Origin of the sequence: Bacillus sp. AFS017336 (assembly GCF_002555445.1) — a bacterium.
Lineage (GTDB): Bacteria > Bacillota > Bacilli > Bacillales > Bacillaceae_G > Gottfriedia.
The window spans coordinates 147,653-172,718 of the sequence record NZ_NUCO01000003.1 but is presented as its reverse complement, the minus strand read 5'-3'; the positions used below and the strand labels follow the sequence as shown (position 1 = coordinate 172,718).

General features: G+C 33.7%; 17 protein-coding genes and 1 pseudogene. 2 read left to right on the top strand and 16 right to left on the bottom strand.

Annotated features, from left to right (window positions below; all coding sequences use genetic code 11):
* Positions 1 to 28: 28 nt before the first annotated feature.
* The 3 genes and pseudogenes from CN601_RS01395 to ftsZ all read right to left on the bottom strand — a co-directional run.
* Positions 29 to 1,354 (bottom strand): DUF4179 domain-containing protein, encoded by a 1,326-nt coding sequence (locus CN601_RS01395; RefSeq protein WP_179865386.1) that lies wholly within the window; start codon positions 1,352 to 1,354, stop codon positions 29 to 31.
* Positions 1,347 to 1,868 (bottom strand): sigma-70 family RNA polymerase sigma factor, encoded by a 522-nt coding sequence (locus tag CN601_RS01390; RefSeq protein ID WP_218923225.1) that lies wholly within the window; start codon positions 1,866 to 1,868, stop codon positions 1,347 to 1,349. The genes CN601_RS01395 and CN601_RS01390 overlap by 8 nt, the downstream gene beginning before the upstream one ends.
* Before the next feature lie 746 nt (positions 1,869 to 2,614).
* Positions 2,615 to 3,598, bottom strand: a pseudogene (ftsZ, locus tag CN601_RS01385) (cell division protein FtsZ); the annotation flags it as partial.
* 473 nt (positions 3,599 to 4,071) lie between these two features.
* Between ftsZ and CN601_RS01380 the strand changes: the two are divergent.
* Complete coding sequence (locus CN601_RS01380) at positions 4,072 to 4,839, top strand: hypothetical protein (RefSeq protein ID WP_098169747.1); 768 nt, start codon at positions 4,072 to 4,074, stop codon at positions 4,837 to 4,839.
* 205 nt (positions 4,840 to 5,044) lie between these two features.
* Here CN601_RS01380 and CN601_RS01375 read toward each other — a convergent pair whose 3' ends face one another.
* On the bottom strand, positions 5,045 to 6,028 hold the full coding sequence (locus tag CN601_RS01375; RefSeq protein ID WP_098169746.1) for a cation diffusion facilitator family transporter: 984 nt from the start codon (positions 6,026 to 6,028) through the stop codon (positions 5,045 to 5,047).
* A 558-nt stretch (positions 6,029 to 6,586) separates the two neighbouring features.
* Here CN601_RS01375 and CN601_RS01370 point away from each other — a divergent pair.
* Entirely contained in the window at positions 6,587 to 7,321 is a 735-nt protein-coding gene (locus CN601_RS01370) for a MerR family transcriptional regulator (RefSeq protein WP_098169745.1), read from the top strand.
* A gap of 75 nt (positions 7,322 to 7,396) precedes the next feature.
* On the opposite strand, the gene pbp4b is transcribed toward CN601_RS01370, so the two are convergent.
* From pbp4b to CN601_RS01310, 12 genes are all read right to left on the bottom strand, one after another.
* Positions 7,397 to 8,665, bottom strand: coding sequence for a penicillin binding protein PBP4B (gene pbp4b / locus CN601_RS01365; protein ID WP_098169826.1), 1,269 nt, complete (start codon positions 8,663 to 8,665; stop codon positions 7,397 to 7,399).
* 626 nt (positions 8,666 to 9,291) lie between these two features.
* Positions 9,292 to 9,519 carry a hypothetical protein gene (locus CN601_RS01360; protein WP_098120356.1) on the bottom strand — a complete coding sequence of 76 codons (228 nt, stop codon included), beginning with the start codon at positions 9,517 to 9,519 and terminating at the stop codon, positions 9,292 to 9,294.
* A 183-nt stretch (positions 9,520 to 9,702) separates the two neighbouring features.
* Positions 9,703 to 11,085, bottom strand: coding sequence for an L-cystine transporter (locus CN601_RS01355; RefSeq protein WP_098169744.1), 1,383 nt, complete (start codon positions 11,083 to 11,085; stop codon positions 9,703 to 9,705).
* 140 nt (positions 11,086 to 11,225) lie between these two features.
* The gene (locus CN601_RS01350; RefSeq protein ID WP_098169743.1) at positions 11,226 to 11,693 is read right to left on the bottom strand and encodes a DUF3291 domain-containing protein; all 468 of its coding nucleotides are present in this window, start codon (positions 11,691 to 11,693) and stop codon (positions 11,226 to 11,228) included.
* A gap of 480 nt (positions 11,694 to 12,173) precedes the next feature.
* Positions 12,174 to 16,292: a S8 family serine peptidase gene (locus CN601_RS01345; RefSeq protein ID WP_179865385.1), complete on the bottom strand. Its 4,119-nt coding sequence runs from the start codon at positions 16,290 to 16,292 to the stop codon at positions 12,174 to 12,176.
* Positions 16,293 to 16,361: 69 nt separating this feature from the next.
* Positions 16,362 to 20,456, bottom strand: a complete 4,095-nt coding sequence (locus CN601_RS01340; protein ID WP_098169741.1) for a S8 family serine peptidase — start codon at positions 20,454 to 20,456, stop codon at positions 16,362 to 16,364.
* Positions 20,457 to 21,055: 599 nt separating this feature from the next.
* A complete protein-coding gene (locus CN601_RS01335; RefSeq protein ID WP_098169740.1) occupies positions 21,056 to 22,270 on the bottom strand; it encodes a helix-turn-helix domain-containing protein in 1,215 nt (404 codons plus the stop codon).
* A gap of 245 nt (positions 22,271 to 22,515) precedes the next feature.
* The gene (locus CN601_RS01330; RefSeq protein WP_098169739.1) at positions 22,516 to 22,854 is read right to left on the bottom strand and encodes a DUF3147 family protein; all 339 of its coding nucleotides are present in this window, start codon (positions 22,852 to 22,854) and stop codon (positions 22,516 to 22,518) included.
* Positions 22,838 to 23,263, bottom strand: a complete 426-nt coding sequence (locus CN601_RS01325) for a MarR family winged helix-turn-helix transcriptional regulator (protein ID WP_098169738.1) — start codon at positions 23,261 to 23,263, stop codon at positions 22,838 to 22,840. Before CN601_RS01325 ends, CN601_RS01330 begins: the two co-directional genes overlap by 17 nt.
* A gap of 147 nt (positions 23,264 to 23,410) precedes the next feature.
* A complete protein-coding gene (locus CN601_RS01320) occupies positions 23,411 to 23,866 on the bottom strand; it encodes an SRPBCC family protein (RefSeq protein WP_098169737.1) in 456 nt (151 codons plus the stop codon).
* A 21-nt stretch (positions 23,867 to 23,887) separates the two neighbouring features.
* On the bottom strand, positions 23,888 to 24,568 hold the full coding sequence (locus tag CN601_RS01315) for a CPBP family intramembrane glutamic endopeptidase (protein WP_098169736.1): 681 nt from the start codon (positions 24,566 to 24,568) through the stop codon (positions 23,888 to 23,890).
* Positions 24,569 to 24,731: 163 nt separating this feature from the next.
* Positions 24,732 to 24,992, bottom strand: coding sequence for a YiaA/YiaB family inner membrane protein (locus tag CN601_RS01310; RefSeq protein WP_098120366.1), 261 nt, complete (start codon positions 24,990 to 24,992; stop codon positions 24,732 to 24,734).
* Positions 24,993 to 25,066 lie beyond the last annotated feature (74 nt).

Here is a 25,066-nt window from a genome sequence, read left to right as displayed (position 1 = left end):
ACGTTTTTATTTTATTATTTTAGTTAATTTATTTAACTCTGATCTTAGTTTTGCCTTTAATGTATGAAGGGAAAAAATCCAGTTTTATTTTAATCGGATTCGTATACTTTTGACTAGAAGAAATCTTAAAACCCGCTATTTGCTTATTATCCTCTGAAAACCCTGAATAGGATTCGTTAAAATCAATCTCTTTTCCTTTTGCATCAATGAAACTTCCACCAATCATTGAGTAATTAAATTCCTTTTTTGTATTTAAAGTGAAAAACATAGTTTCTCCTTCTTTTTTTAAGTCAGTTAAATAATTACCTTTTGGCTGTTTCAGAATTTGTTGTTTCTCAGTATCAACTACAAGATAATCATCTCCCTTATCAATAGCCTGAAGCCCATTTATGACCAAATATAATTCTTTTGGTTCCTTAAAGTAATTACTTTGAAGATAGTAAATTTCTTCTTTATTACTATCTCCTCCTCGAGAAGAGGTACCATTTCTTATTTTAGACCACACTTCACCATTTTGATCGACAAGTCGAATGTCTGGGAAGTCTAAAATTTTCTTAGTATTTGATGAATCCATTTCAACGTTCATAGCTACTCGAAGTGGAAAAATTGTAAGTTTCTTTATTTTAATTTTTTGTCCATCAATTACGACGGTTTTATTTAAATTGTATATTTGATTCGTTTTTTCATGTTTTTTTATTGAAAATGGAATAGAAAACTCTTCTGTTTGTTCTTCACTCTTAACTTTTAAAAATAATTTAAAATCTTTTTGCTCATAAGGTTGATTAAATTCGCATTCAACTGTGCTAGTATGTGAGCCTTTATATTTATTAGGACCTTCAAACGATAAACCGTTTATAGGTAATTTTTTTCCATCTGCCGCTATAAGGTTCGCTACATTTATTTCAAAATTTTGCTTTTTTGATTTACCGTTAATCGTATAAAACACCACAATTTGTTGCTCATCAGCAATAACTGAATCAATTGTAACTTTAACACCGTTCTTTTCTTGAGATACATTCATCTTTTGAGCATATTTATTTTCGACAGCTGCTAGTAATCCTTTATCATCTCGTTCACGAATCATCTCAACGATTTTCTCCATACCTGGAACTTTCGTAATATAATCAGCAAAAGTAGGAGATACACGAATACCAGCGAGAATTCCAAATATAAAAATCGAAGCAGCAAGAATAGACCAAATCTTAGTCATTCGCTTTTGTTTATGTATTCTATTATTAGCTTTACCTCTTTGAAAACCAATTTGTATAGCTTCATCAATTTCATCAATCGGTAGATCAATGTTTTCGTATTTTTCTTTCCAATTTTTCAGTTCATTTTCTTCTTTTTCAAACACGGCCATTTTCTCCTTTCTCTTCAAGGATTCCACGTAATGAACTCAATGCTTTATTTAACCAGGTTTTCACTGTACCTTCTGGGCGATTCCACAAAATAGCAATATCTTTTATTTTGACATCGTGAAAATATTTTAAATGTAATAGCTGTCGCTGTGTTTCATCGAGCTTGGACATTGCTTCTTCAATCTCAATAGATTGATAGTCCTCGTTCGTACCTTGCTGCAAAATATATTCATCGTCGAAAGTTACTCTTTTATTCTTCTTTATATAATCCTGACAATAATTAATCATAATTCGAATAAGCCATGTTTTTACATAACTTGGTTCTCTCAATGTTTTAATATTTTGATAAGCGCGGAACGTTACTTCTTGAATTGCTTCAATCGCCTCATCTTTATTTTTCAAATAAGCAAGCGCAGTTTTATATAATGACAATTTATGCTCATGCATAATTGATAAAAATGCCTCTTCATCGCCTTTGATAGCCCTTTTCACTAGACTATAATCCTGCAATTTCAATCCCTCCATCTCGCTGTTCTATACATTAGACTCCTGAGAGCTAAAAAAGTTTTAATTTTTTTATAAAAATTAAAATTTCTTAAAAAAATCGACATATCTTGTAATTATACATACTTCTCTTTTTTATTGAGTGTTACTTTCTACCTATGTATGTAATTCATTCTGAAATAAAGAAAACACCAGCAACTTATTTGTGCGGGTGTTTGAGTTGAAGATTTTCCAATTTCAAATGCAGATCTCCAACTTAAAAACATTCAAATAAAAAAGACATGAGCACTATACTCATGTCTTTTTCTCCATCTATTAATCTATCTAGATCTGTTTTTTCGATTGCGTAAGAAAGCCGGAATATATGAAGTTGAATCTTCCTTCTCTTTGTATCGGCCATATTCTTGTTGCTCGTTATAGCGATTATAGTCTTGTTGCTCGGTGTAACGGTTATTGTCTTGTTGCTCCGTGTAACGATTATTGTCTTGACGTTCAGAGTAACGGTTGTAATCTTGCGGTTCAGAATATCGACCGTAGTCTTGTTGTTCGTTCAATCGGTTATATTCTCGTTGCTCATTATTACGATTATAGTCTTTTTGTTCATTGTATCGTCCATAATCTTGTTGTTCTGAGTATCTACCGTAGTCTTGTTGCTCAGTGTATCTTCCATATTCTTGCGGTTGATCTACTCGATATCTTTGTTCCTGTTGGAATCTTTGCTCTCTATTGTATAAGCTAGGTGCTTCTTCTATCGGTCTAGAAGGCGTTCTTACCATTTTATCTTCTTTATCCGCAAATCCCGTAGCAATAACAGTTACAATAATTTCATCTTTTAAGCTTTCATCGATTACCGAACCGAAAATCATATTTAATTCTTCATGGGACGCAGAAGCAACGATATCTGCAGCTTCTTGTACTTCAAATAGACTTAAATTACGTCCACCTGTGATATTCATGATTACACCGTGAGCTCCATTAATTGAAGTTTCTAGTAAAGGAGAATTTAATGCCTTCTGAGCAGCGATCGTAGCACGGTCCTTACCTTTTGCAATCCCAATTCCCATAAGGGCTGTCCCTTTATGAGACATAACTGTTTTTACATCGGCAAAGTCAAGATTGATTAATCCTGGTACTGCGATTAAGTCAGAAATACCTTGAACACCTTGTCGAAGTACGTTATCCGCTTCTCGGAATGCCTCTAGCATCGGTGTTTTTTTATCAACAAGCTCTAATAATCGATCATTTGGAATAATGATTAATGTATCAACAGCTTCCCTAAGCTCTTTAATTCCACCTTCAGCATTTGTTGCACGCTTTTTCCCTTCAAATTTGAATGGACGCGTTACTACTCCAATTGTTAATGCGCCAAGCTTACGAGCAATTTTCGCAACTTCAGGTGCTGCCCCTGTACCTGTTCCGCCGCCCATTCCGGCTGTAACGAAAACCATGTCCGCACCTTTTAATACATCCTCTATTTGCGACTTACTCTCTTCTACAGCTCTTCTTCCAATTTCAGGATTTGCACCCGCTCCTAAACCACGCGTCAAAGCTGCGCCGATTTGCATCGTAATTTCCGCTTTTGACTGCTTCAATGCTTGTGCATCTGTATTAAAGGCAATAAATTCAACGCCCTCTACTCCATCTTCAATCATGCGGTTAACGGCATTGTTCCCACCGCCGCCAACTCCAATAACTTTTATCCTTGCAAACTGTTCTATATTTTCAAATTCAAACATGATCATTCCTCCTCGTCATTCCGATTACATAATTTCACGTTTTTCAAAGAACCATTTATTTTCATTCTATGATTTTTCTTTTATGTACTGTATTATGCTTTAGTAGTTTAAAATTAAACAATTCGCTACTGGACATAGAATTGTCCTAATTCCCCTAACCCTACTATACTAGAAAACTACTTGTTATCTTTTTGATAATTTTTCCTTAATATACCTTTAACTAAATCATGTATTTTAACATCTTAATGTAATATCTCTCTTATCTTCGTAATAAAACATCAATCAAAAGATACGTACAAATTATATAATTCTTTTCTTTTTAAGCGAAATCCTCTATGAATAGAGAGCATAATCAAAGAATTCAAAATTAAATATGTGATTTTTTTCACAAAATTTCCATTTTCTTATTAACTGTTAAAATTTTCTATTGATAAAATATATGTATAAAATAAAAAAGTAAAAAGTGAGGGCTTATGAAAAAAGTTTTTATATGTTCACTAATTTTTATCGTAGTCTTAATAAGCTTATCAATTTACTCCATGAATTCACAAAATTTAAACCTAAATACAAAAAATAATTCTTCCAATGCAATCAAAGAAGTTGAAAGAGAAGATAATGATACAGAATTGAAAAAGACTAACTCGACTTCTAATCAAACAAATAACCCCAGAAAAGAAGTCATCAAAACTAGCGGATTACTTTTTGGTCATTTTGATTCTGTTGAAGATTTAACGAAAGACTCTGATTTAGTTGTTCAAGGTACAATTATCGCAGCTGAGCCATACGTTTATAAGGATCCGAATACTCATGGTACAGCATATACAAAATTAACTTTAAAAATAAGAAATGTTATATCAGGTGATAAGAATTTCAAAGGTAAAGCAATCTCGATTTTAGAATTCGGGGGTGAAATCTCAAAAAAAGACTTCGGTCTAGATCAGAAGTTTAAAAATTTATCTAAAGAAGAATTAGAAGAAAAGCTTGTCATATTATTTGAAGGTATTCCAAATTCAAAAGTCGGACAAAATATTGTAGCTTTTTTATCAAGTGATATGGGCAACATGGATACAGGATTTAAGTTTTATTCATTTAGAGGAGCGTATAAGGGTAGATTTACTCAGGACAATAACACGGGCAAATATATACGAGGTATACCTAATAATTTAACCTCAGAAATGAAAGAAATAGAATTAAAAATAAATAATGAAGTGACAGAATTAACTAATCAACTAGAAGGCTAATTTCATATCGTTTCATATAAAAAGGACTTGAAATAACCAAGTCCTTTCCCCTTTAAACACTCTATAAATATGATTTCGTTCTCTTCATATCTGTATTCTTCATATTTTCTAAAAGAAGTTCTACTTTCGTACGATCTATAATAAAAAACTGGATAATCATATTTGACTATCCAGCTAAAAAGTAAATTGTCGCTTTTAATGTATTCTATTTCTCAATTAAATCTGACTTCTTATGATCTTCAGCCCACTTCTGAATCCCGTCGTCCTCATCTAATTCAATAATTACGTCAGTTACCCCGTTTTCTTGCATAATTTTTTCTTCTAATCTGTCTTTTATGTCATCGGCTTGTGCAACAGTTAAACTAGGGTCAAGTTCAATTTCCAATTCAACATGTAAATCTTCGCCTTCTTTTACAACTGTTAGAGCTTGAATATCTTTTACGTCTGGATCGTTCATTACCATTTCGCCGATTTTGTCTTCCATTTCTTCGTCGGATTCTCCAATTACACCAGCAGCATTATCAAGAAATACCTTTCCAACAACCATGAACATTAAAAGGCCGATGATCACGGAAGCAATACCTTCAGCTTGATGAAATGGTGTAAAGTAAGCAATGATAACTGCAACCATTGCTAGTAATCCGCCTAGCGTTGCAACAGTATCTTCTAAGAACACTAATTTTGTAGCTGGTTTAGCCTTTCCCATATTAGCCATCGCTTGGGTAACTACTGCAAAACCCGTTGGTTGAATTCCTAGTTCATGATTAATTTCCTTCATCGCTTTATATAATACAAATGATTCAAGAACTGTTGAAGCTGCTAAAATAACAAGAGTTATGGTTAATCCTGAAGAATGTGTCGGATGGATGATATGATGAATTCCTTCGACAATCGTTTCATATGCCATAATTCCTACTATTAATACTGCTCCAAGTAAAACTAGATTAACTAGTCGGCCAAATCCATTTGGAAACCGATCTGTTGGTGCCTTTTTACTTAGTGCAGAGCCACTAAATACAAAAAGTTGGTTTGCTGTATCAGCAGCACTATGCATCGTTTCAGCAAATAGTGCCACATTTCCTGTCATACTAAAACCAATTCCTTTAATGATGGCGATTACCGCATTAACTATAGCTGCTAATAATGCAGATTTATTCCCTTTCTTTAAAAGCAGTAAAAATTCTTTCATTATCTTCTCCTCTGTTTTCGTAATTCTATATTATGTATTTTGATAACTTTTTATTAGCTAACTGCTGTAAGTTCAAATTAATTCAAAGATGTTTTCAAACTAAATTGGAAAGTTATGTAATTTAATTTTACCATAAGTTCTTATCATTCTTTTTGTTAATGCCATTTAAAGTCGGAAAAATAAATAGAAATCTAATAGATATATCGAGAAAATTCCCAATGTTATTCCTAAAAACAAATAAAATAACCTACTTAATATATGCTTTTTTTTATTAAATATCGAAACCCACAAACAAATTAATCCTAATATCATGACTGGAACTGTAAGTAACAGAATCAACATCCTCGATCACATCCCTAATTGAGATTTCTCATTTTTAATCGAATGGTTTCTGTTTGTTTAGAAAACCCTTTATTTATATGTGTATTACTATAGAAAAATTCTAATCGTTTTAATCGGTAGTTGATCTTTTCAAATAAAAATATCATTTAATTTTATATAAAATATTGACTCCAACCTTAGGTCATATCCCATAGTAAAAGTCGAAAGGGGGAAATTATGAGACTTACAGTTAAAGATTTATCAAGTATCGCTGGTATTTCCATTAAGACACTATACCATTATCACAAGATTGGATTACTAATTCCTTTTGAAATCGGAGAAACAGGCTACCGTTACTATTCTTTAAATGATCTAGATCGCTTACAGGAAATTCTTTTTTATAAAGAATTAGACTTTCCATTGTTAGAAATTAAAAATTTGTTAGTTGAAGAATCAAATAGGTCAACTACTCTAGAAAAACAATTAGCTCTTTTTGAGAAAAAAATTAACCGATACGAGCAATTAATACAAACGGTAAAAACGTCATTAAATCATGTAAATAAGGGAGAAAAAATGGAGAAAAATTTAATGTTTAAAGGATTTGAAAGAGAAGAAGATTGGAAAAATGCGCTCGAAGAACAAAATAGTTATTTAGAGGAAACATATAATGTTGAACTGGATGTAAGTACGATTGATGTTGAAAGAATGAATTTAATGGCAATCGAAGCACAAAATTTCCAAGTCAAAATTGCAGATTTTCTAAAAACAGGAGTAAAGTTTAACGATCCGATTGTTCAGAAAGTTGCTTCTACACATATACAATTTTTAAATAAAAATGGACATGTAATTAGTAAAGAGGATTTCGTTAATCAAACAAAGTTTTTCCTGCATGATAATTTTCATAGAGATTTATTGGAAAATCAACAGGTTGGTTTGTCATATTATTTAGTAGCCGTTGCAGAAAACTTATAAGGATACTTTAGACAGCAAGAATATTACTCTTGCTGTCTTATTTTTTCAAAGCTTTCTATTTTAGTTAAAATCACATTATTTTAGCAACGCTTCATATACGGCAGTCGCTACAGCTTTGTATTGTCCTGTAGCAAAGTCATCCCCTTCAAACTTGTTCGGATTTGTTGCTGGATCAATGACTGGTGAATGTTTTTTGTTCGTCAATAAAACAATACCTAAGTCATTATCTGGATCGATGATTGTCAGAGTACCAACCCATCCAGTATGACCAATCGCATTTGGACTTGCGTACAACCCAAATGTAGATGCCATACTAGAAGAACCATTTCTTCTCCATCCTAAACCGTAAGTTGGATTTAAATCAGAAGGTGCTGTAAACTGATCAACCGTCTTTTGATCAAATAGTTTTACTTTGCCATATCCACCTCCGTTTAACATTACTTGTAATAGAACAGCTAAATCGTTTGTCGTGGAGAAAAGTCCCGCGTGACCAGAGACACCGCCCATTGAATAATAAGCTTTTTCATCGTGAACTTCTCCCTGTAAAGTGTATGTACGAATATTTGGGAAGGAGATGACACCATCACCAGTATTCCCTTCTAACTCTGTTGCCGCGAAATCTTTCGGTTTGAATCCTTTTTGCAATGGATTGAACATAGTGTGTTTTAGACCTAGTGGTTTATATATCGTATTTTCAACATAATCGTCAAGTCGTTGACCAGTTACTTTTTCAATAATAAAACCAAGGATCATATAATCTACATCACTATAAATATTTTTCGTACCAGGTACGTATTCAAGTGGTGTTTCAGCGATTTTCTCAAATGTTTCATTACGGTCTTGTGTATATAAAGATCCGGCTACAGATAGATTATGATATTGTGGATCAGCAGGGAAGCCTGCAGTGTGATGTAAAATATCAATTAAGCGTAAAGTATCCTTCCCTTTAATTACATCAGTTGGTTTGTCTTTAAAATTTGGAAAGTATGATTGTACAGTTGCATTTAGGTCTATTTTCCCTAAACTAACAAGATGTTGTAAAGCGAAGTTAACCGCATACATTTTTGTGTTTGACGCTAAATCAAACATTGTAGAAGTCTTCATTTTCTCTGGATGTTTCAGTGGTGTTAGTCCATCATATTTTTTCGCATAACCATAGGCAGTGTTTTTTACGATTTTCCCATCTTTGATAATCATTAAAACTGCACCAGGAAAACCATTGTCTACGTCTTGTTGGATTAATTCATCTACTTGTTTTAATTTCTCAGATGAAAACCCAACCTCTTCAGGACGTTTAACTTTCTTTAATACAGGGAAGTTCTCACTGTTTTTTGTTTGTTTCATTCCATTCACCTCTGCATGAATTGAGGTTTTCTCTGAAATAGTTTGTGCAAAGCTGGCAGAACCTGCTGAGGCTACTAAAGCAAGCGTTAAAGTTGATGTTACAATACTTCGAGTTATTCGAGTCAAATAAACTCTCCTCCCATTAATATATTTACCAAAACTTAAACTAGTCTATTTGTTGGAAATACAATTGAAAATAAATTTCAAATTTAATGATTATTCAATTGAAATAAAATTCCAACAATTTCAGTATAAATTCGAGATTTATAGTTTGTAAAGTCTCGGTAAACGGCTAACTTTATATAGGATTCTAAAGTACTACATAACTAAAATAACTTCTCAACAAAATAATTTCCAAAGTACGATTCAACTTTTGATCAATCGATTATTAAAGTATATATGAACCTATTTTGCATTATCTCTTATTAATACATTACAACTATTTTTACTATTTTTTATGATCAGATTTCATACATCATACGATAAAAAACTAGTCCTAAATTTTAGGACTAGTTCTTCTTTTTATATTATTAATTTAGACGATCAATAATACTTTAGGTAAAAGGGTTTCAACGTTCAAAAATAAATTTTCGTGAACAACCGAATCATTCTTCGCAAATAAAACACTAGTTAAGCATGATCCTAATGAATGAAATAAAAGACAAACTAGCTGTTATAATATAAAGTTTTTTCTTTAATGGCTTGTCCTTTACTTTCAATCCATTCACAAAAATCGTAATTCCTACTATTAAACTTAAATATGGCAATAATTCCAAAAACAGAGTCGTAAAATATCCATAAATAGTCATTACTACTAAAATTAGTAAAGTGATAATTGATAATTTTTTAAACATATTTTCATCCTCCTAATGAAAAAAATCTACTATTTCATTTTAACGAGGATTGATCCTATCTATATATTGTAAAACTTCATCAATCTAAATTTTTTTAATTAATGTGTTGAATTCTATAAAGAAACTAAAAAAGAGTCCCAAATGTATTTTTACATGGGACTCTTTATTTTTTAATTTATTAAATTATGCTTCTACAACATCCGTTTGTTGGTAAACTTCTGATTCGAATTCTCCTGTTGCTTTGCTTGTTAGAATACCTGATGTCATTGCTCCACTAACGTTTAGAGCTGTACGACCCATGTCAATTAAAGGTTCGACTGAGATTAGTAATCCAACGATAGCAATTGGAAGATTCATAACTGATAATACGATTAGAGCCGCAAAAGTTGCTCCTCCACCGACACCAGCTACACCGAATGAACTGATTGCAACGATTAAAATTAGAGAGATGATGAATGAAAAGCTTGTAGGATCAACTCCAGCTGATGGAGCAACCATTACAGCTAACATTGCTGGATAAATACCAGCACATCCATTTTGACCGATTGATAGGCCAAAGGAACCAGCGAAGTTTGCAATTCCTTCTGAAACTCCAAAATCTTTTGTTTGTGTTTTGATTGTCATTGGCAATGTTCCAGCACTTGTACGTGATGTGAAGGCAAATGATAGAGTAGGTAATGCTTTCTTCACATATCTTACCGGGCTAAGTTTTGCAAATGATAATAATAATAAATGCACAATAAACATTACGATTAACGCCACGTATGATGCGATTACAAACTTACCTAATTTTACGATTGCATCATAATCACTTGTTGCTGTAACTTTTGTAATGATTGCTAAAATTCCATAAGGTGTTAAACGAAGAATTAAAGATACAACTCTCATTGTGATTGTGTAAAGCGTATCAATTATTTTTGCAAAAAACTCAGCATGTTCAGGTTCTTTACGTTTTACGCCTAGGTAGGCAATACCGATTAGAGCCGCAAAGATTACAACTGCGATTGTCGATGTTGCACGTGCACCAGTTAAATCTAAAAATGGATTACTTGGAATTAACTCAAGAATTTGTTTTGGAATTGTCATAGCTTCTACAGTAGGAACACGCCCCTGTAACTCTGTAATTCTAGCAGTCTCTGCAGCACCAGCAGATATCTTTATGCCATCAAGTCCAAATCCTAAAGCAGAACCGATTCCAATTGCTGCTGAAATAGCAGTTGTACCTAGTAGAATTCCAATAACTAGGAAACTAATTTTCCCGATATTTTTAGTCAACTTTAATTTTGTAAATGCTCCTACAATTGATACGAATACTAGTGGCATAACAATCATTTGTAATAGTTTTACATATCCACTACCAACAATGCTAAACCAATCAATTGTTCCAACTGTTACTTCATGTTCAGTTCCATAGATTAAATGAATAATATAACCAAAAATAAGACCTAAACCTAAAGCCGTGAATACACGTTTTGAAAACGATACATGTTTCTTTTGCATAAAATACAATCCATAAATAAGTACTAATAAAATAACAACATTAACGCAAATAAGAAATGTATTCATTTTTCTCCCCCTTTTATTTAATAGTTTAATTTACGAAAATATTAATACAAGTATTCCTATAAATCAAGTAGGAATTATATTTTTTTTGTAAAATTCCTACTTATTTATCATTAAAATGCTATTAATGTAAAAATCTACCTTTATTTAATGACAAAAGGTTCACCTTTCTCATCAAATGCATTTTTAAAATCAAACGCAAAAGGAGATGATCCATTTTGAATGTAATCTTCATATCTCTTAAATGCCTCTTCCCATGAAACCTCACTTAATTTCTCCGTCCACCATAATACGTATGAAAGATGTTTCTCTTTATATTGCTCCATCCATTTACTCCGATCTCTCAACGCTTGTTTATGTTGACCTGAGTAGGTAAATTGGTACAAAGATGCTAGATTCCTCCATACTGTTAGTGTAAGGATAGGATGACCGTCCCCTGTTGTCACTTCTTTAGGTAGTGATATTCCATCAGATGAAAATGCATCAATCATATGTCCTGATTTCGTTGCCTGGCGAAATACATCATTACCTACACTAAAAAATTCCCGGGAGGCAGAGTGGTCATATGGGTGTTTTAGCCTACCAACTGTATAGATTGCAACAAAAGCCATAAATAGTCCTCCACATACAGTTTTTATTAAATTTATATTCAAGTATGTGTACATCTATTCAAAGTAGTGATAACCAGAAAATACGAATATTTTGTGTACTTTTTGCATTTAATGGGTGTTCGCTTATTTTTGGTAGCTGTGCATTGAGTTTTGCATCCTCTCTTAATGGAAAAGCCGAACACTTTGTGTACTTTATTGATAAAGCTGTGAACTTCGTTGATAAACAGCTAAATCTCGTTGATATATCACTAATTTTCGTTGATAAACAGCCAAATCTCGTTGATATATCACTAATTTTCGTTGATAATCGGCCGTATCCCCTTCATATACCACTTATCTTCGTTGATAATCGGCGATATCGTTTCAAATATTAAGTAAATTACCCACGATTTCATGAATCTAGCTGAATCTTTCAAAAAACAACGAAAAAAAGACAATCATTCAGGATTCTCCCGCTTGATTGTCTTTAAAAAAATGATTCTAGTTAATGCCTAATTGAGTCTTAACAAGGTCAATTGTTATTCCTTGGTATTTCTTAACTGGTTTTGGTGCATCGGTTACGGTTGGATTTTTCATCATATAGTTTTGCTCAATGAAGGCAAAATCTTTTTCGTCCGTTGTTCCGTCGAAATTTATATCAGTTGCACGGTTGGTTGTACCCCAGTTGGATTTCATCGCAATTGCATCTTTTACATCAATTACATCGTCATTATTGACGTCTCCAGCAATTAGACTTACTCCACCAATTAATTTTGCTTCTCCAAGTACACCATGACCTGTAACTTTTCCAATTGTAAATATACCTTTAGTTGTGAAATGACCAGGTACAGCCAATTCGAATGTAAATGGTTTATCTGACAATGGAAGATTGAAGACTTCAAAGAACGCATCAGGATGAACTGTTACATTCGTATAAACATTATTTTGATCATCCATTACTTTGATTTTAGCTCCAATTTTTGTGTAATCGTAAGGGGCAATCTGCATTCCTTGTGGCGTAAAGTAACCTTCCGGAATTAATTTGGCAGCCATTTGAGAGAAAGTTGGTAATACACTGAATGACTTCATAAATCCAGGTGCACTTTCAGTTGTACCGGATTTATTTGTAACACTTGCTTTTAAGTCTTGTAGCTCATACCAGCCTTTATTAAAGTTATCACTCTTAGCTTTTACTTGAATATCAAGAAGTGGTGCTTCGCCAGTAATTGGCTTAGCTAACTCTACTGTTACTGTTACATGTTTTCCACTTGTAGATGCTGTCTCTACGGTTGTAACCGAGCTAATTTGATTTTTCGTTTGTGAATTTTTCAATACATCAACAATTTCAAAATTGTATGGTGCGTAGTCAAATTCAAATGATACTTTATTAGTTTTATTTAAGTTGTTAGCAGATAGAGTAGCTGTAATTGTGTCACCCATTTTAATCGTTTCTTTATTCAAGCTACCTGTTACATATGGACTACCTTTTTTCACAAAAAGTGTTTCATTCATTCTACCAAAATCACCATTTGACGCTGAGTCCATCGCAAATGAGTAATATCTTGTGAAATTAGCATTTGGATTTAGTTTAACTTCACCTTTATAGTTACCGTTTTCGTCAACATTTAAAGTTTCTGAAGGTGATGCGACCCACCCATATGGACCCATGAATGTATCATAATATCCTACAACTGAGTTATATGACTGATCGATATCGAATCCCATTGTTTTCATATCCTCAATATCTTTATCAAAGACTTTACCTGAGAATGGTATTGATTGCTGACCGTCTTCGTACTCATAAACGCCAAATGGAAGGCTATGTTGAACAGTAGGGTTATTGTCTTCAATATAGACTTTTGTTTCAGATGTGAACGTTTTTCCTTGGTCATTTCGTCCGATAAATTTAATTTTATATAATCCTGGTTTTGCTTGAACATACTTGTAAACTAGTGGACTATTAGGATCAGCAGAGAACGGAATATAGATTCCACCAAATCCATTCGCAACACGGTACAACATATTCTCATCTGCAGCGATTCCATCAAGTGTTCCAATAATTCCAAGGTCTTCATTTGTTTTTGCATCCGTCAATACAACATCGATATATCGCATATGAGACTTCAATTGGAAGTATAAATCTGTACGCGGTCTCGTAAATGGATGATTATCATACGTATTACTTGTTAATGCATATGGAAATGCTCCAACCTCTTCAATACCTTCCTCTACGAAACGCGCAGCGAACGGAATTTGATATGTTTCATCAGGATTTTGTTTATTCGTGTAAACGATATATCCTTCATATGTTCCTTTTTCAGCATTTGCTGGAATATCAATAAATACCGCATGTTTCTTTTGTTGACCTGGTTTAACCTTTAGCTCTGAATCTACTGTTATCTTTACATTATTGGCCACAGCATCTTTTGAAATTCTTGAAGATTGGTAAACTACTTTTACGTCAAAAGTTTTCGTTTCCTTGCTATCATTTCTTAACACTACATTACGGTAATCTTCCCTATTTACTCCAGTTGAGGTAAATGTACCGAAACTAATTGCTCCTGTAGTTTCTTTAATTGTTTTCATTTTATTGCCGATCATTGTATCCGTCGTATCTAAAACCTCTAAATTCGCTCCTGCATGTACTGCTTCATACGCATCAACTCGTCCTGCCCCTACTTCAAAAACGCTGTATTTATCGTTTAGTGGGTCTGCTGTGTTCATTAATGTAGCCTTTACATCTAAAGGCGAATAATTCGGATGAGCTTGTAATAGTAATGCTGCAATACCAGCTACATGCGGGCTTGCCATTGATGTTCCAGATAATCGTGCATATGCATGCTTATAGTCACCAAGAGATGCACTACCAGCGAAATGCGTTGGTACTGTAGAAAGAATATCTACACCCGGTGCTGTAACTTCAGGCTTAATGTCATATGTTACACGGGCAGGTCCACGTGAACTAAACGGAGCTAGTTTGTCACCTTCTGTTTTTACATTACCTAATTTTTCAAATGAATAAGTAGTATCGCCAGCTGTTACTTTTTGTAATAAGTCTAGCCCTTGTGCATTTGTTAAAGAGAAAGTTGGAATATTTGCAACTCCTTCACCTAAATAATTCGGTACATACCCTTCTTTCGGATCAGTATTGTAGATAAATAGAGCCGCTGCTCCCTTAAGCTTTGCAAATTTAATTTTATCGTTTAGCGTAATACTGCCGCGCTGAACTAGAGCAATTTTTCCTTTAACGTCTTTACCATTGTAGTCCGCAAAAGCTCCAATACCTGCATCTACTACTGGTAAGTTTTTTCCTATAAAATCTTGAATTTGATCCGTAAAGCTCTTAGCCATTAAGCGTATATCAGACGCCGTTTTTCCAACGCTAGTTTGAACTGAACCTTTAAGTTCTGCGATCGTTGTCGGTACACTGCTTGCCCCTACTGCTAATCCTAATGGCGCATTTCCTGGAGTTCCAACAGTATACATACCGTTTCCAGCATTTCCTGCAGCTAACACAGCTGTAACACCTGACAGTACTGCATTATTAATTGCAAAAGCAATTGGATTCATTGGGTCATTGTAATCAGATCCAAGTGATAGATTGATAACATCCATTCCATCACTTACAGCACGATCGATTCCAGCGATAATGGCTGCAGACGATCCTCTTCCATATGGACCAAGTACACGATACACATATAAATCAGCACCAGGAGCAATACCTGTAACTGAATATTCGGAGTCAGCAGTACCTTGACCAACGATCGTTCCAGAAACGTGAGTTCCGTGTACCGTGTAATATGTTGCCCCTGCATTAACTTCTAGCTGTTTTGATTTTTTCCAATCATCATAAGTTGCTTCCATCGGATCATTATCATTATCGACGAAATCATAGCCACCTTTATATGCTGCTTTAATGTCTGGATGATTGTAGTCTACTCCCGTATCGATTACTCCAACTTTAATTCCTTTCCCCGTAAATCCTTCTTCATGCAGCTTGTCTACTCCTAAAAATGGATTCACATCTCCTTCAGGAAAATCAGAAGCAGTTTTAGTACTTTCTTCTTCAACCGGTGGATCTACTGTTACCTCTTTACTTTCCCACACAGTTTTAACAGCCTTTGATTGCATTAATGCTTCAACTTTATTAGCTGGTAATTGCATTGATACACCATTAAAAGCATACTTGTACTTTTGCTTTATTGTGTATGGCGTTTTATTTTTATCATTTTTAAAAATTGACGTTAAATCTTTTTGGAAATTTGCATGAGAATCTTCAACTTGTTGATTAGCCTGTGACGCACTTAAAGTCTTCCCTTCAGCTTTAGCAGACATGATCGCAGTTTTAGATGGCAATGTTTTAAACTGGACGATTACCGTGATTTTTTCATCACTTTGCAAATTAACATCCGGACTAATTTGCAGACCAGATTGATCGCTCATTTTCAATTGAGTCAAAGCTTTTCTTTGCTCTGGTGTAAGCTTAGCTAAGATTGATTCTGTATTCATGGCAGCTTGTACATTACTTGGTTTGATCACAGGTGAGGATACAAAGCCTCCAGCAATTAAACTAGTTCCTATAGCAAGTGCAGTAATTGATCTCGTAATGTTTTTTCTCATCTCTTTCTCCTTTTTTCCTTTTAAGTAAGTAGATTTGATTCGAACCATCATTCAAAGATTGCTATTTTATTACTGGATATTAAGTGCTTTTAGCACACTTTCTAAATTTTGACCTTTATAGTTCTTTTTAGGAGTAGGTGCATTTGTAGAAGTTGGATTTTTCATTAAATAATTTTTCTCTACAAAAGCCATGTCCCGTGCATCAACTTTTCCGTCAAAGTTAATGTCAGCTTCGCGTTTAGTTGATCCCCAAAATGTTTGAATATAAAGTGCATCAAGCACATCAATCGCATCGTCTTTATTTACGTCTCCAGCAATTGCGGTATTATAAGTCATTAACATACGTTGTCCTATTAAACTACCATTGTCGTTATCACTAATTATTAACGGTTTTCTTACTGTAAAGTGACCAGGGATGTCCATGATGAATGTTAATGGCTTATTTGTAATTGGTAGTTTTGATAGAGTAAACGATGGTGCCTTTGAAATTACACCGCTATAAGCGACTCCATTCTCATCAACTGCTTTAACTGTTCCTCCAACTAAAGTATGATCAATCCCGAAGTATACCGCTCCGTTTTTCATTAAACCTTCTGCCTTCACATCACCAAACGTTTCAGAATAAGTCGGACTCATCGAAACATTGAAACCTGCACATTGTAATTGAGTTACATTGTTAGATGAATCTGTATACGATGTACTTGTATAAGCAAGTGTAGTAGGCTCTTTAATGAATTTATCATCTCGAACCTTTAGAGTAATATCTACTAAAGGAATATTGCCTGACACATTTGACTGTTCCGGTAAAGTGGCAGAGATTTTCATGTTTCTTAAAGTACCGCTATCTGATATTTCTTGATTAATTTTTATATCTCCATATTTACTTGCTTCTGGATTTGGCTTAACATCAACTAAATCAAAATAAGTTTTTAAATATTTAAAAGCCAGGTCAGCTTGATGTAGATTTTTTACATTATTCATAGACAATGTAAATTTAAAAGTTTCACCCATTTTGACATCTTTTTTATCCGGCATCGATATTGCATAAGGCGTTCCTTTTTTCGCAAAGAAGAATTGTTTAGCGCTACGGAAATCTTTGTTTGTCGCTGCATCTAGGCCATACATCTGAACCAATAATAGTGGATTGGATTCGTTCATAGGGACATCAACTGAGAAAGTTCCATCACTAGCTACTGGCATTGATGTATAAGGTGATGATCCATAACCATACATCAACTTATTAGCGGCTTGTGTATAACTCATCCCGTTTGCATTCATGTCAGCAATCTCATTATCAATAATTGAACCTTTTAGTTGGAATGTCTTTTGACCAGGTTCGTATTCATATACCCCATCTGGCTTATCTACATTGACAGTAGGCTTCTCATTATCAATATAGACTGGTTGTTCTTTTACGTAAGTAGTTCCATCATCTTCAGTTGAAACTAATTTAATTTTATATGCTCCTTGTGGTGCTATGACAGATTCATCTGCAATCGGATTTTTATCATCACCAGTAAGCGGGTAGTATGATCCATTAAATGCCTTTTGTAAGTAGTAAGTTACGTTCTCCATTAAAGGTATACCGTCTACTGTACCTATATATCCTAATTCCTTATTTGTTTTTGCATCTTCTAAAATAAGGTCAACATATCTCATATGAGATTTAAACTCGAACATAAGGCTCGCACTATTATTTAATGCCAAGTGGAAGCTATCAGTTTCTGTTGTAAAGACATTTGGTGAGACAATCATTCCATTAATTCCTTTTTCAACTAGTCGAACTGCGAAAGGTACTTGATAGGTTTCATCTGGATTCGATTGATTCGTGTAGGTTATATACCCTTCATATGTTCCTAGTGAAGCAGTTTTTGGAATAAAAATAGATACAACAGATTGCTTTTTAGAAGCTGGATTTACTTTGATTGTTTTATCCGTTACAATTCCTACTCCGTTTGCATCTGCATCTAAAGATCCTCGTCGATCTGTTTGGAACGCTACTTTTACATTAAACGTTTTAGCTTGTTTACTATTATTAAAGATTGTAAGAGTTCGTTTATCCCCTACATTTTGACCATTAGGTGCCATCGTACCGAAGCTAATCGCCCCTGTTTTTTCTTTAATTTGCTTTTCCTTACCATTTTTAATCGTAGGTGTTTCATCTGAAACTTGAACTTCAACATCAGAATGAATCGCCTCATAAGGATCAACTCGACCTGCTCCTACTTCATACACACTGTATGCATCCTTTAATGGGTCAGCAGTATTCATTAAAATTGATTTGATATCGGCTGGTGTGTAGTTCGGATTTTTTTGAAGTAATAAAGCTGCAATACCAGCAACATGAGGTGTCGCCATTGATGTTCCTGAAAGTTGTTGATATGCATAGTTATAGTTCCCAATATAATTCGGACCGTTAATATAAGATGGTACTGTTGAAAGGATTTGTACACCTGGTGCAGTTATTTCCGGCTTAATATCATAAGTTACTTTTGTCGGACCCCTTGAACTGAAAGCTGCTAAATGATCACCGTCTGATGAAACTACCTCTTTTACATCATCAAAAGTGAATGTTGCCTCTCCTTGTTTTACTTGATTATAAATTGCATTCCCTTCCTGTTTTGGTATGAAGAAGGTAGGAAGATAATTAGGATTTTTACCTAATGAACCTAATGCGGTATACGTTTGGTCAGGATCATAAAGAATAACAGCTTTAGCACCATATTTTTTTGCTGTTGCAATTTTTGTACTTACATTTGCATAATAAATATTCGTAAGGACAATCTTTCCAGCAACATTTTTGCCTACATAATTCGCTTCAAGGCCTTTATCTACATCAACAATTTGTAGAGATTGTCCTTTAAAAGCAGAAATAGGATTGTCATAATCCTCTGCGTTGATCTCCAACGTTGAAGCAGGAAAGTCACCCGTATTTGTATGAAGTGTACCTTTAGGCTGTAATACTGTTGTACGAACATCGCTTGCCCCAACTGTTAAGGCTAAAGCCGCTGCACCAGGAGAACCAACCGTATATGAATTGCTGCCTGCATTGCCTGCTGCAACAACTGCCGTCACACCTTGAAGTACCGCATTGTTAATCGCAACACTTGTCACAAAAAGCGGATCGTTGTAATTTGTTCCAAGTGATAAATTTATGACATCCATTCCATCTTGAACGGCCTTATCAATCCCGGCCATTATTGCATCCAATGTTCCTGAGCCATATGGACCTAAAGCTCGATACATATATAAGTCCGCGTCAGGCGCAACTCCTACTAGCGCATTTGGAGAATTGTTTTTTCCTGTTGCCGCAATTGTCCCCGACACATGTGTCCCATGTTCAGTGTAATAAGTATTACTACCATTTGCCGCTGGTTTCCCAGCCTTCACCCAATCATCGTACGAAGTCTCCATTGGATCAGAATCATTATCTACAAAATCGTATCCACCTTTATAGGCATCTTTTAAATCGGGATGATTATAGTCAATACCTGTATCAATTATGCCTACCTTAACTCCTTTACCTGTGTATCCTTCATCGTGAAGCTTATCAATTCCTAAAAATGGCATACTACTTGGCAATTTTGCATCAGTATTGGATGATCCATTTGTACTATTTGATTTCATTTCTACAGGCGGATCTATATGTACTTCACTGTCGCTCCAAACAGCTTTTACGGTATTAGATTTCAACAACGATTTAACTTGATTCGCTGGAAGTGTCATCGAAACACCATTAAAGGCTGTTTTGTATGAACGTTTAATTTTATATTTCTTTAACATCTTACTTGCATCTTGTTTAAAATTGTCATGTGAAACCTCAACTAATTGATCTGCACTTGATGAAGATAAACTTTCACCTTGAAGCTGTGACTCAAGCATCGCAATCTTGGATGGTTTCGTCTTAAACTCAACGATGACAGAGATTTGTTTATCGGTGTCTATATTGACATCCGATGAAATTTGTAATCCAGTTTGATCACTTGTTTGAAGTTGTTTTAAAGCTTGTCTTTGAGCCGGAGTAAGCTTCGATAGTACTTGCTCGATTGATGAAGTAGTTTGAGCATGTACATTTGAAACAGCAGATATCGGTACAAATGTACTGCAAACTAGCCCCATACTTAGCGTCAACGGAGTAATACGTTTTGTAATCTTTTTTCTCATCTTTCTCTCCCCTTCAATTAGATAGTCCTACGGGTTTATTATAAAAAGGCTTTATGGAATTTTATTGTTTTGAAAATTCTGTCAAATTTATAAAGATGTTATTTTTGGGAAGTTTATGTTTTTGGGGGATTATGGTGTCTGCTGTTCTATTGAGGGGCTGTTAGCTATGATTGCGAACACTAAGTGAACTTCGCACATAAAGTTGTGAACTTTGTTCATAAAGTGATGATATTTGTGCGTAAAGCAGTGATTTTTGTTCATAAAGCGCGGGTTTTTATGCGTAAAGCTGGTGGCCTCTTTTTCATGGGAGCAGTGCATTGATTTTTACAGCCTAGCTTAATGAAAAAGACGAACACTTTGTGGACTTTATTGATAAAGCTGTGAACTTTGTTGATATAATGCTGATATTTGTTGATATAGCACTACTTTTTGTTGATATATTGCTAATAATTGTTGATATAGTACTTTCCCTTGCTGATGTCCCCCGTATTACGACCACAAAAAAGTAGAATACGAAACCAATTCAAGAAAAAAGCACAAAAATAACCACAAGGACTATGAACCCTTGTGGTTATTCTTAATTTATACTAATTAACCAATTACCTGCTAAGTATTTGTATATATTTTCGTTCATGCTCATCGTTAATTTTTTGTCTATGTTTCCAAAAAATCATTAGACATTTAGCATACTCTTTTGATATTCGTAGTTCGATTGCTGTTATGGCGACATCTAAAATTTCATGTATACCTTCTGTAATTTTATTTCTAGCGCACTGATATAAAGCATGGGAATATCGGAATTTTAAGTGAATTTGATTTCTATATGGTTCCTTACTTAAAGCTACTTCCTCAAAAATATGAAGATATCGATTTAACAAACTTTCAAAATCATTGATCCGACCAAGCTTTGCATATACTTCTAAAACTTTTGGCAATCCAACAAACTTGTCATCTCTATCTTCCAACCATTCGAGGTAGCCATCTACATATTCATATTGTTCAAATTCCAAGTAAGCGACATATCTATTTCCAACAGCCAACTCCTTGTAAAATTCATTTACTTTTGAATAACGGTCTATTATACATAATATTTCTTCTAATGTTCCACCTAATCGAAGTAATGCAAATCCTTGATAAAGAAGTGCCCTTCCATAAAATTCTCCGTCAACTGCTAATTTCTCTATTTTCTTTGCATAATACATTACCTTTTTCCAATTCTGGCGTATATAGCTTGTTGCCATAATCCATAAATAAGTAGACAGTTGTAACTCATTAGTCAATTTAGGTAAATATCTCAAGACATGAACCTCGGCTTCGTGGCCCTTTTCGGTCAACCTGACTATGTAATATTTACGATAGTAGCTTTTTGCTAACTGTAGAGATTGATGTTCAGGCATGCTTTCAATGATACACTCATATAGCGGTAATGCTTGCCACTGATTATTCTCTTCAAAAAGCTTTTCAGCAACTAAAAAAATAATATTTAAATTCTTCTTAAGAATCGCTTTTGCACTTTCATCTAAGACTTTATTAAAAAACATTTTAAGTTCTTCATTACAACCAAGCACTGCACATTTATATAAAAATTCCATACTTCTTCGTTTATCTAAAATCCCATTTTCATTAAAACATTCTTCAATATAATTTAAATAGAAGCAATCTTCCTTCAGACCGAGGGCAGTAGTAATAGCATCTAAATTACGTAAAGAAAGGGCTTGTTTATGATTGATAATACGGCTAATTTCAGTCAAATGAATACTAGAATTTTTCGCGAGTTGAGTTAGATTCATGCTTTGTTCTTGCATACGATCCATAATTTTATGGCACAACTTTAAATTCAGCTTCCACACCTACTTTCTTTAGATTATTTAGAAAATCTATCGTTTCTCCCTTAATTTTAAAATACTATTATATTAATTAGAAAACTCTAACGAAAAACTGTCAAGGTGACTTATGAACTAATCTAAGACAAGCATGTGACAAAAAGCATAACCAAAAATAAAAACGACTGTTCTCATACAGTCGTTTTGGAATCAACCTTATTTAATTTTAAACTAGTTCAAAATAAATGCTTCACCACTAAATCTTGCGCAAAAATATAGACTACCCATCCTGCAATTCCAAGCCCAATTGAAGCAACCAAATGCATAGAATGCTGAAGCGCTACACCAATAATGAGCAACATAATGACTGTACCTGGTATCCCTAAGACAACTCCGTAAGCAAATTTACTCAATGTTTGCACTTGTTCACCTTGGACGTTAAGCCAAATTAAGCTTAACAAACTAACGATCGGCAAAGCTGCAATCAGTCCACCTTGTGTAGGAAATCGACGTGCTATTTCAGTTATAACTCCAATGATAATTGCTGATGTAAATATTTTAATAATCGCGTACATTTTGAGCTCTCTCTTTCATCAAATTAAAAGCTGTTAAGATCGTTTCTCTTTCTTGGTCAGTCATTTGTTCAAATAAAAGCTGTTGAAGTTTTTCTTCGTTTAAACTTGAATTTTGTAACAAAACTTCTTTCCCAAAATTAGTAAGCTTTAAAATAACTTTTCGCTGATCATTCTCACTTGGAGTTTTATAGACATATTCTTTTTCAAGTAAACGTTTTACATGCTCTGATGCTGTATTTTGGGAGACTTGAATCCCTTCAGCTATATCCTTTATCCCTACTTCATCTTCTTTATCAATAATTTGTAAAATCCTAACGCTTTGGTGAGTAATGTTTTCTTTATGCTTGTATCGTAAAAGATAGTATATATCGGTCCATAATTGATTCAATTGTTTAATTTCTTTATTCATTTTGATTCTCCCTATATATCGTATAATACGATTATATCTTATAATACGATATAAGTAAAATATCAATAAATAATTAAGTTAACTTAGAAAAAAACAACAAAAAAGAGCCAAATAAAAAATGGCTCTTTTCAATCAAATATATCTTTGCTAAATCGAAATTGGTGGTAATGTTTTTCCTGTTTCAAGTAAGCTTTTTAAGTTGCTTATAATTGCTGGCCAACCATTGTTTAATCCTTCAAAAGTATCCTCACGATCTACTAAATCAGTTGGCTCAATATTTTCATGCTTTAGGGTTAATCTGACTGTCTCCTCTAATTCTGTCAGCGCAAATGTGACGATTGAAGGTTCTTTACGATTTGTCGGATCGTTTGTATGATTCCATGTAAATGAAAGTAAACGATTTGGTTCACATTTTAAAATCGTTCCGTAATCTGTGACTTCTCCATTTCGTAAATATGAAACAGTTGATCCCACTTGCCAATCAGATTCGATTGCAGTTCCAAAAAAGTATTTTTCGGTAAATTGAGTATTGGTTAATGATCCCCATAATTTTCCAGGTGTAGTTGCAATGTATGTAACATAAACAAATTGTGGTTTATTCATTGTTTTACTCCTCCTCAACTTTTAGTAAAATATCGAAACAATGTTAATAAGACTATGCAATAAGATTGGAACAGCAAGTGAACCCGTTCGTTTATATAATAAAGCTAAGAATATTCCGATGATGAAAATAGTTATATGATGAGCAATTGTTGTATTAGTATGGACTAAAGAAAAGATTACAGATGATAGAATAGCACTAAAAATCAGTGGAAACTTCTGTGTAAGTTTTTGAAATAGGATTCCTCGAAAATAAAGTTCTTCCCAAATCGGTGCAAATATTGAGATATTTATGCCGTATATTATTATATTTGAAATACTACGCGGAATAATTTTTATATCTCCACTAATATAGTTTATCACTTGGATTTTACTTAAAATATAGGATAAGAAAACGGTAATCATCAAAAGAATTGCAATAGATATGTAACTTGAAAGCTGTCTTAATGGTTTCAAATTAATTGATTGGAAACAGTAGATTCGAATTTTAGGAAACAATGTGATTACTATACTAAAAAACAAAAAAAACAATAATGCACTGTTAAGATAAGAATAAATAATGACATTAGACGATTGCTTTGGAACTACATAAAAAATAAAAATCTCAAAGGCAAATATTAGTGTGAAGAATAGTATTTGTTTCCAACTTATACTATTTATTTTCTCTGTCGCTATTTGGGGTCCCACTTCGGTATTTCCATCCATTTTCAATCACCCCTATCCAACTCCTGACCTCGTTTAAATAATTCTAGATTTGTCTGGTTAACCCTTCTAGACTTATGAAGAATCGGCAAAATAGTTGAGGTGGAAAAACAGAACTCTTTACCTAAACAAAAAATAGCCGCATTAGCGACTAAAGTTTTATCTATTAACTTTCTAATTTATCATTTTTCCCCTTTTTAAGTTCATCAAATTGCTCGTCTTCTAGATCTTCTTGGTTATCACGCGTAACTTTTGCGACCATAAATGAAGATACAATAATACCGAGAGCTCCCATTAAATAATAACCTTTTACATACAATGGTTCTTCTAAATGATAAAGTCCAATAAACGTTAAAATACTAAAAATAGAGAAAGATGCCCAAGCCAAAAACGTAAAATATGGCGTATTTCGTCTTCTTTTTTTCAAAGATAATCCCCCCTATTTTTAAGGTATTACTATTTTAATAATTTTTAATAATTGTTAGAACATAAAGTTCTTTA

Excerpts from the sequence above, each read along its gene's own strand:
- CN601_RS01335 (WP_098169740.1), bottom strand. The coding sequence starts at position 22,270 with ATGGATCGTATGCAAGAACAAAGCATGAATCTAACTCAACTCGCGAAA.
- CN601_RS01340 (WP_098169741.1), bottom strand. The coding sequence starts at position 20,456 with ATGAGAAAAAAGATTACAAAACGTATTACTCCGTTGACGCTAAGTATG.
- CN601_RS01355 (WP_098169744.1), bottom strand. The coding sequence starts at position 11,085 with ATGAATACATTTCTTATTTGCGTTAATGTTGTTATTTTATTAGTACTT.
- CN601_RS01325 (WP_098169738.1), bottom strand. The coding sequence starts at position 23,263 with ATGAATAAAGAAATTAAACAATTGAATCAATTATGGACCGATATATAC.
- pbp4b (WP_098169826.1), bottom strand. The coding sequence starts at position 8,665 with ATGAAACAAACAAAAAACAGTGAGAACTTCCCTGTATTAAAGAAAGTT.
- CN601_RS01370 (WP_098169745.1), top strand. The coding sequence starts at position 6,587 with ATGAGACTTACAGTTAAAGATTTATCAAGTATCGCTGGTATTTCCATT.
- CN601_RS01320 (WP_098169737.1), bottom strand. The coding sequence starts at position 23,866 with ATGAATAAACCACAATTTGTTTATGTTACATACATTGCAACTACACCT.
- CN601_RS01360 (WP_098120356.1), bottom strand. The coding sequence starts at position 9,519 with ATGTTTAAAAAATTATCAATTATCACTTTACTAATTTTAGTAGTAATG.
- CN601_RS01375 (WP_098169746.1), bottom strand. The coding sequence starts at position 6,028 with ATGAAAGAATTTTTACTGCTTTTAAAGAAAGGGAATAAATCTGCATTA.
- CN601_RS01350 (WP_098169743.1), bottom strand. The coding sequence starts at position 11,693 with ATGGCTTTTGTTGCAATCTATACAGTTGGTAGGCTAAAACACCCATAT.
- CN601_RS01345 (WP_179865385.1), bottom strand. The coding sequence starts at position 16,292 with ATGAGAAAAAACATTACGAGATCAATTACTGCACTTGCTATAGGAACT.
- CN601_RS01380 (WP_098169747.1), top strand. The coding sequence starts at position 4,072 with ATGAAAAAAGTTTTTATATGTTCACTAATTTTTATCGTAGTCTTAATA.
- CN601_RS01315 (WP_098169736.1), bottom strand. The coding sequence starts at position 24,568 with ATGGATGGAAATACCGAAGTGGGACCCCAAATAGCGACAGAGAAAATA.
- CN601_RS01330 (WP_098169739.1), bottom strand. The coding sequence starts at position 22,854 with ATGTACGCGATTATTAAAATATTTACATCAGCAATTATCATTGGAGTT.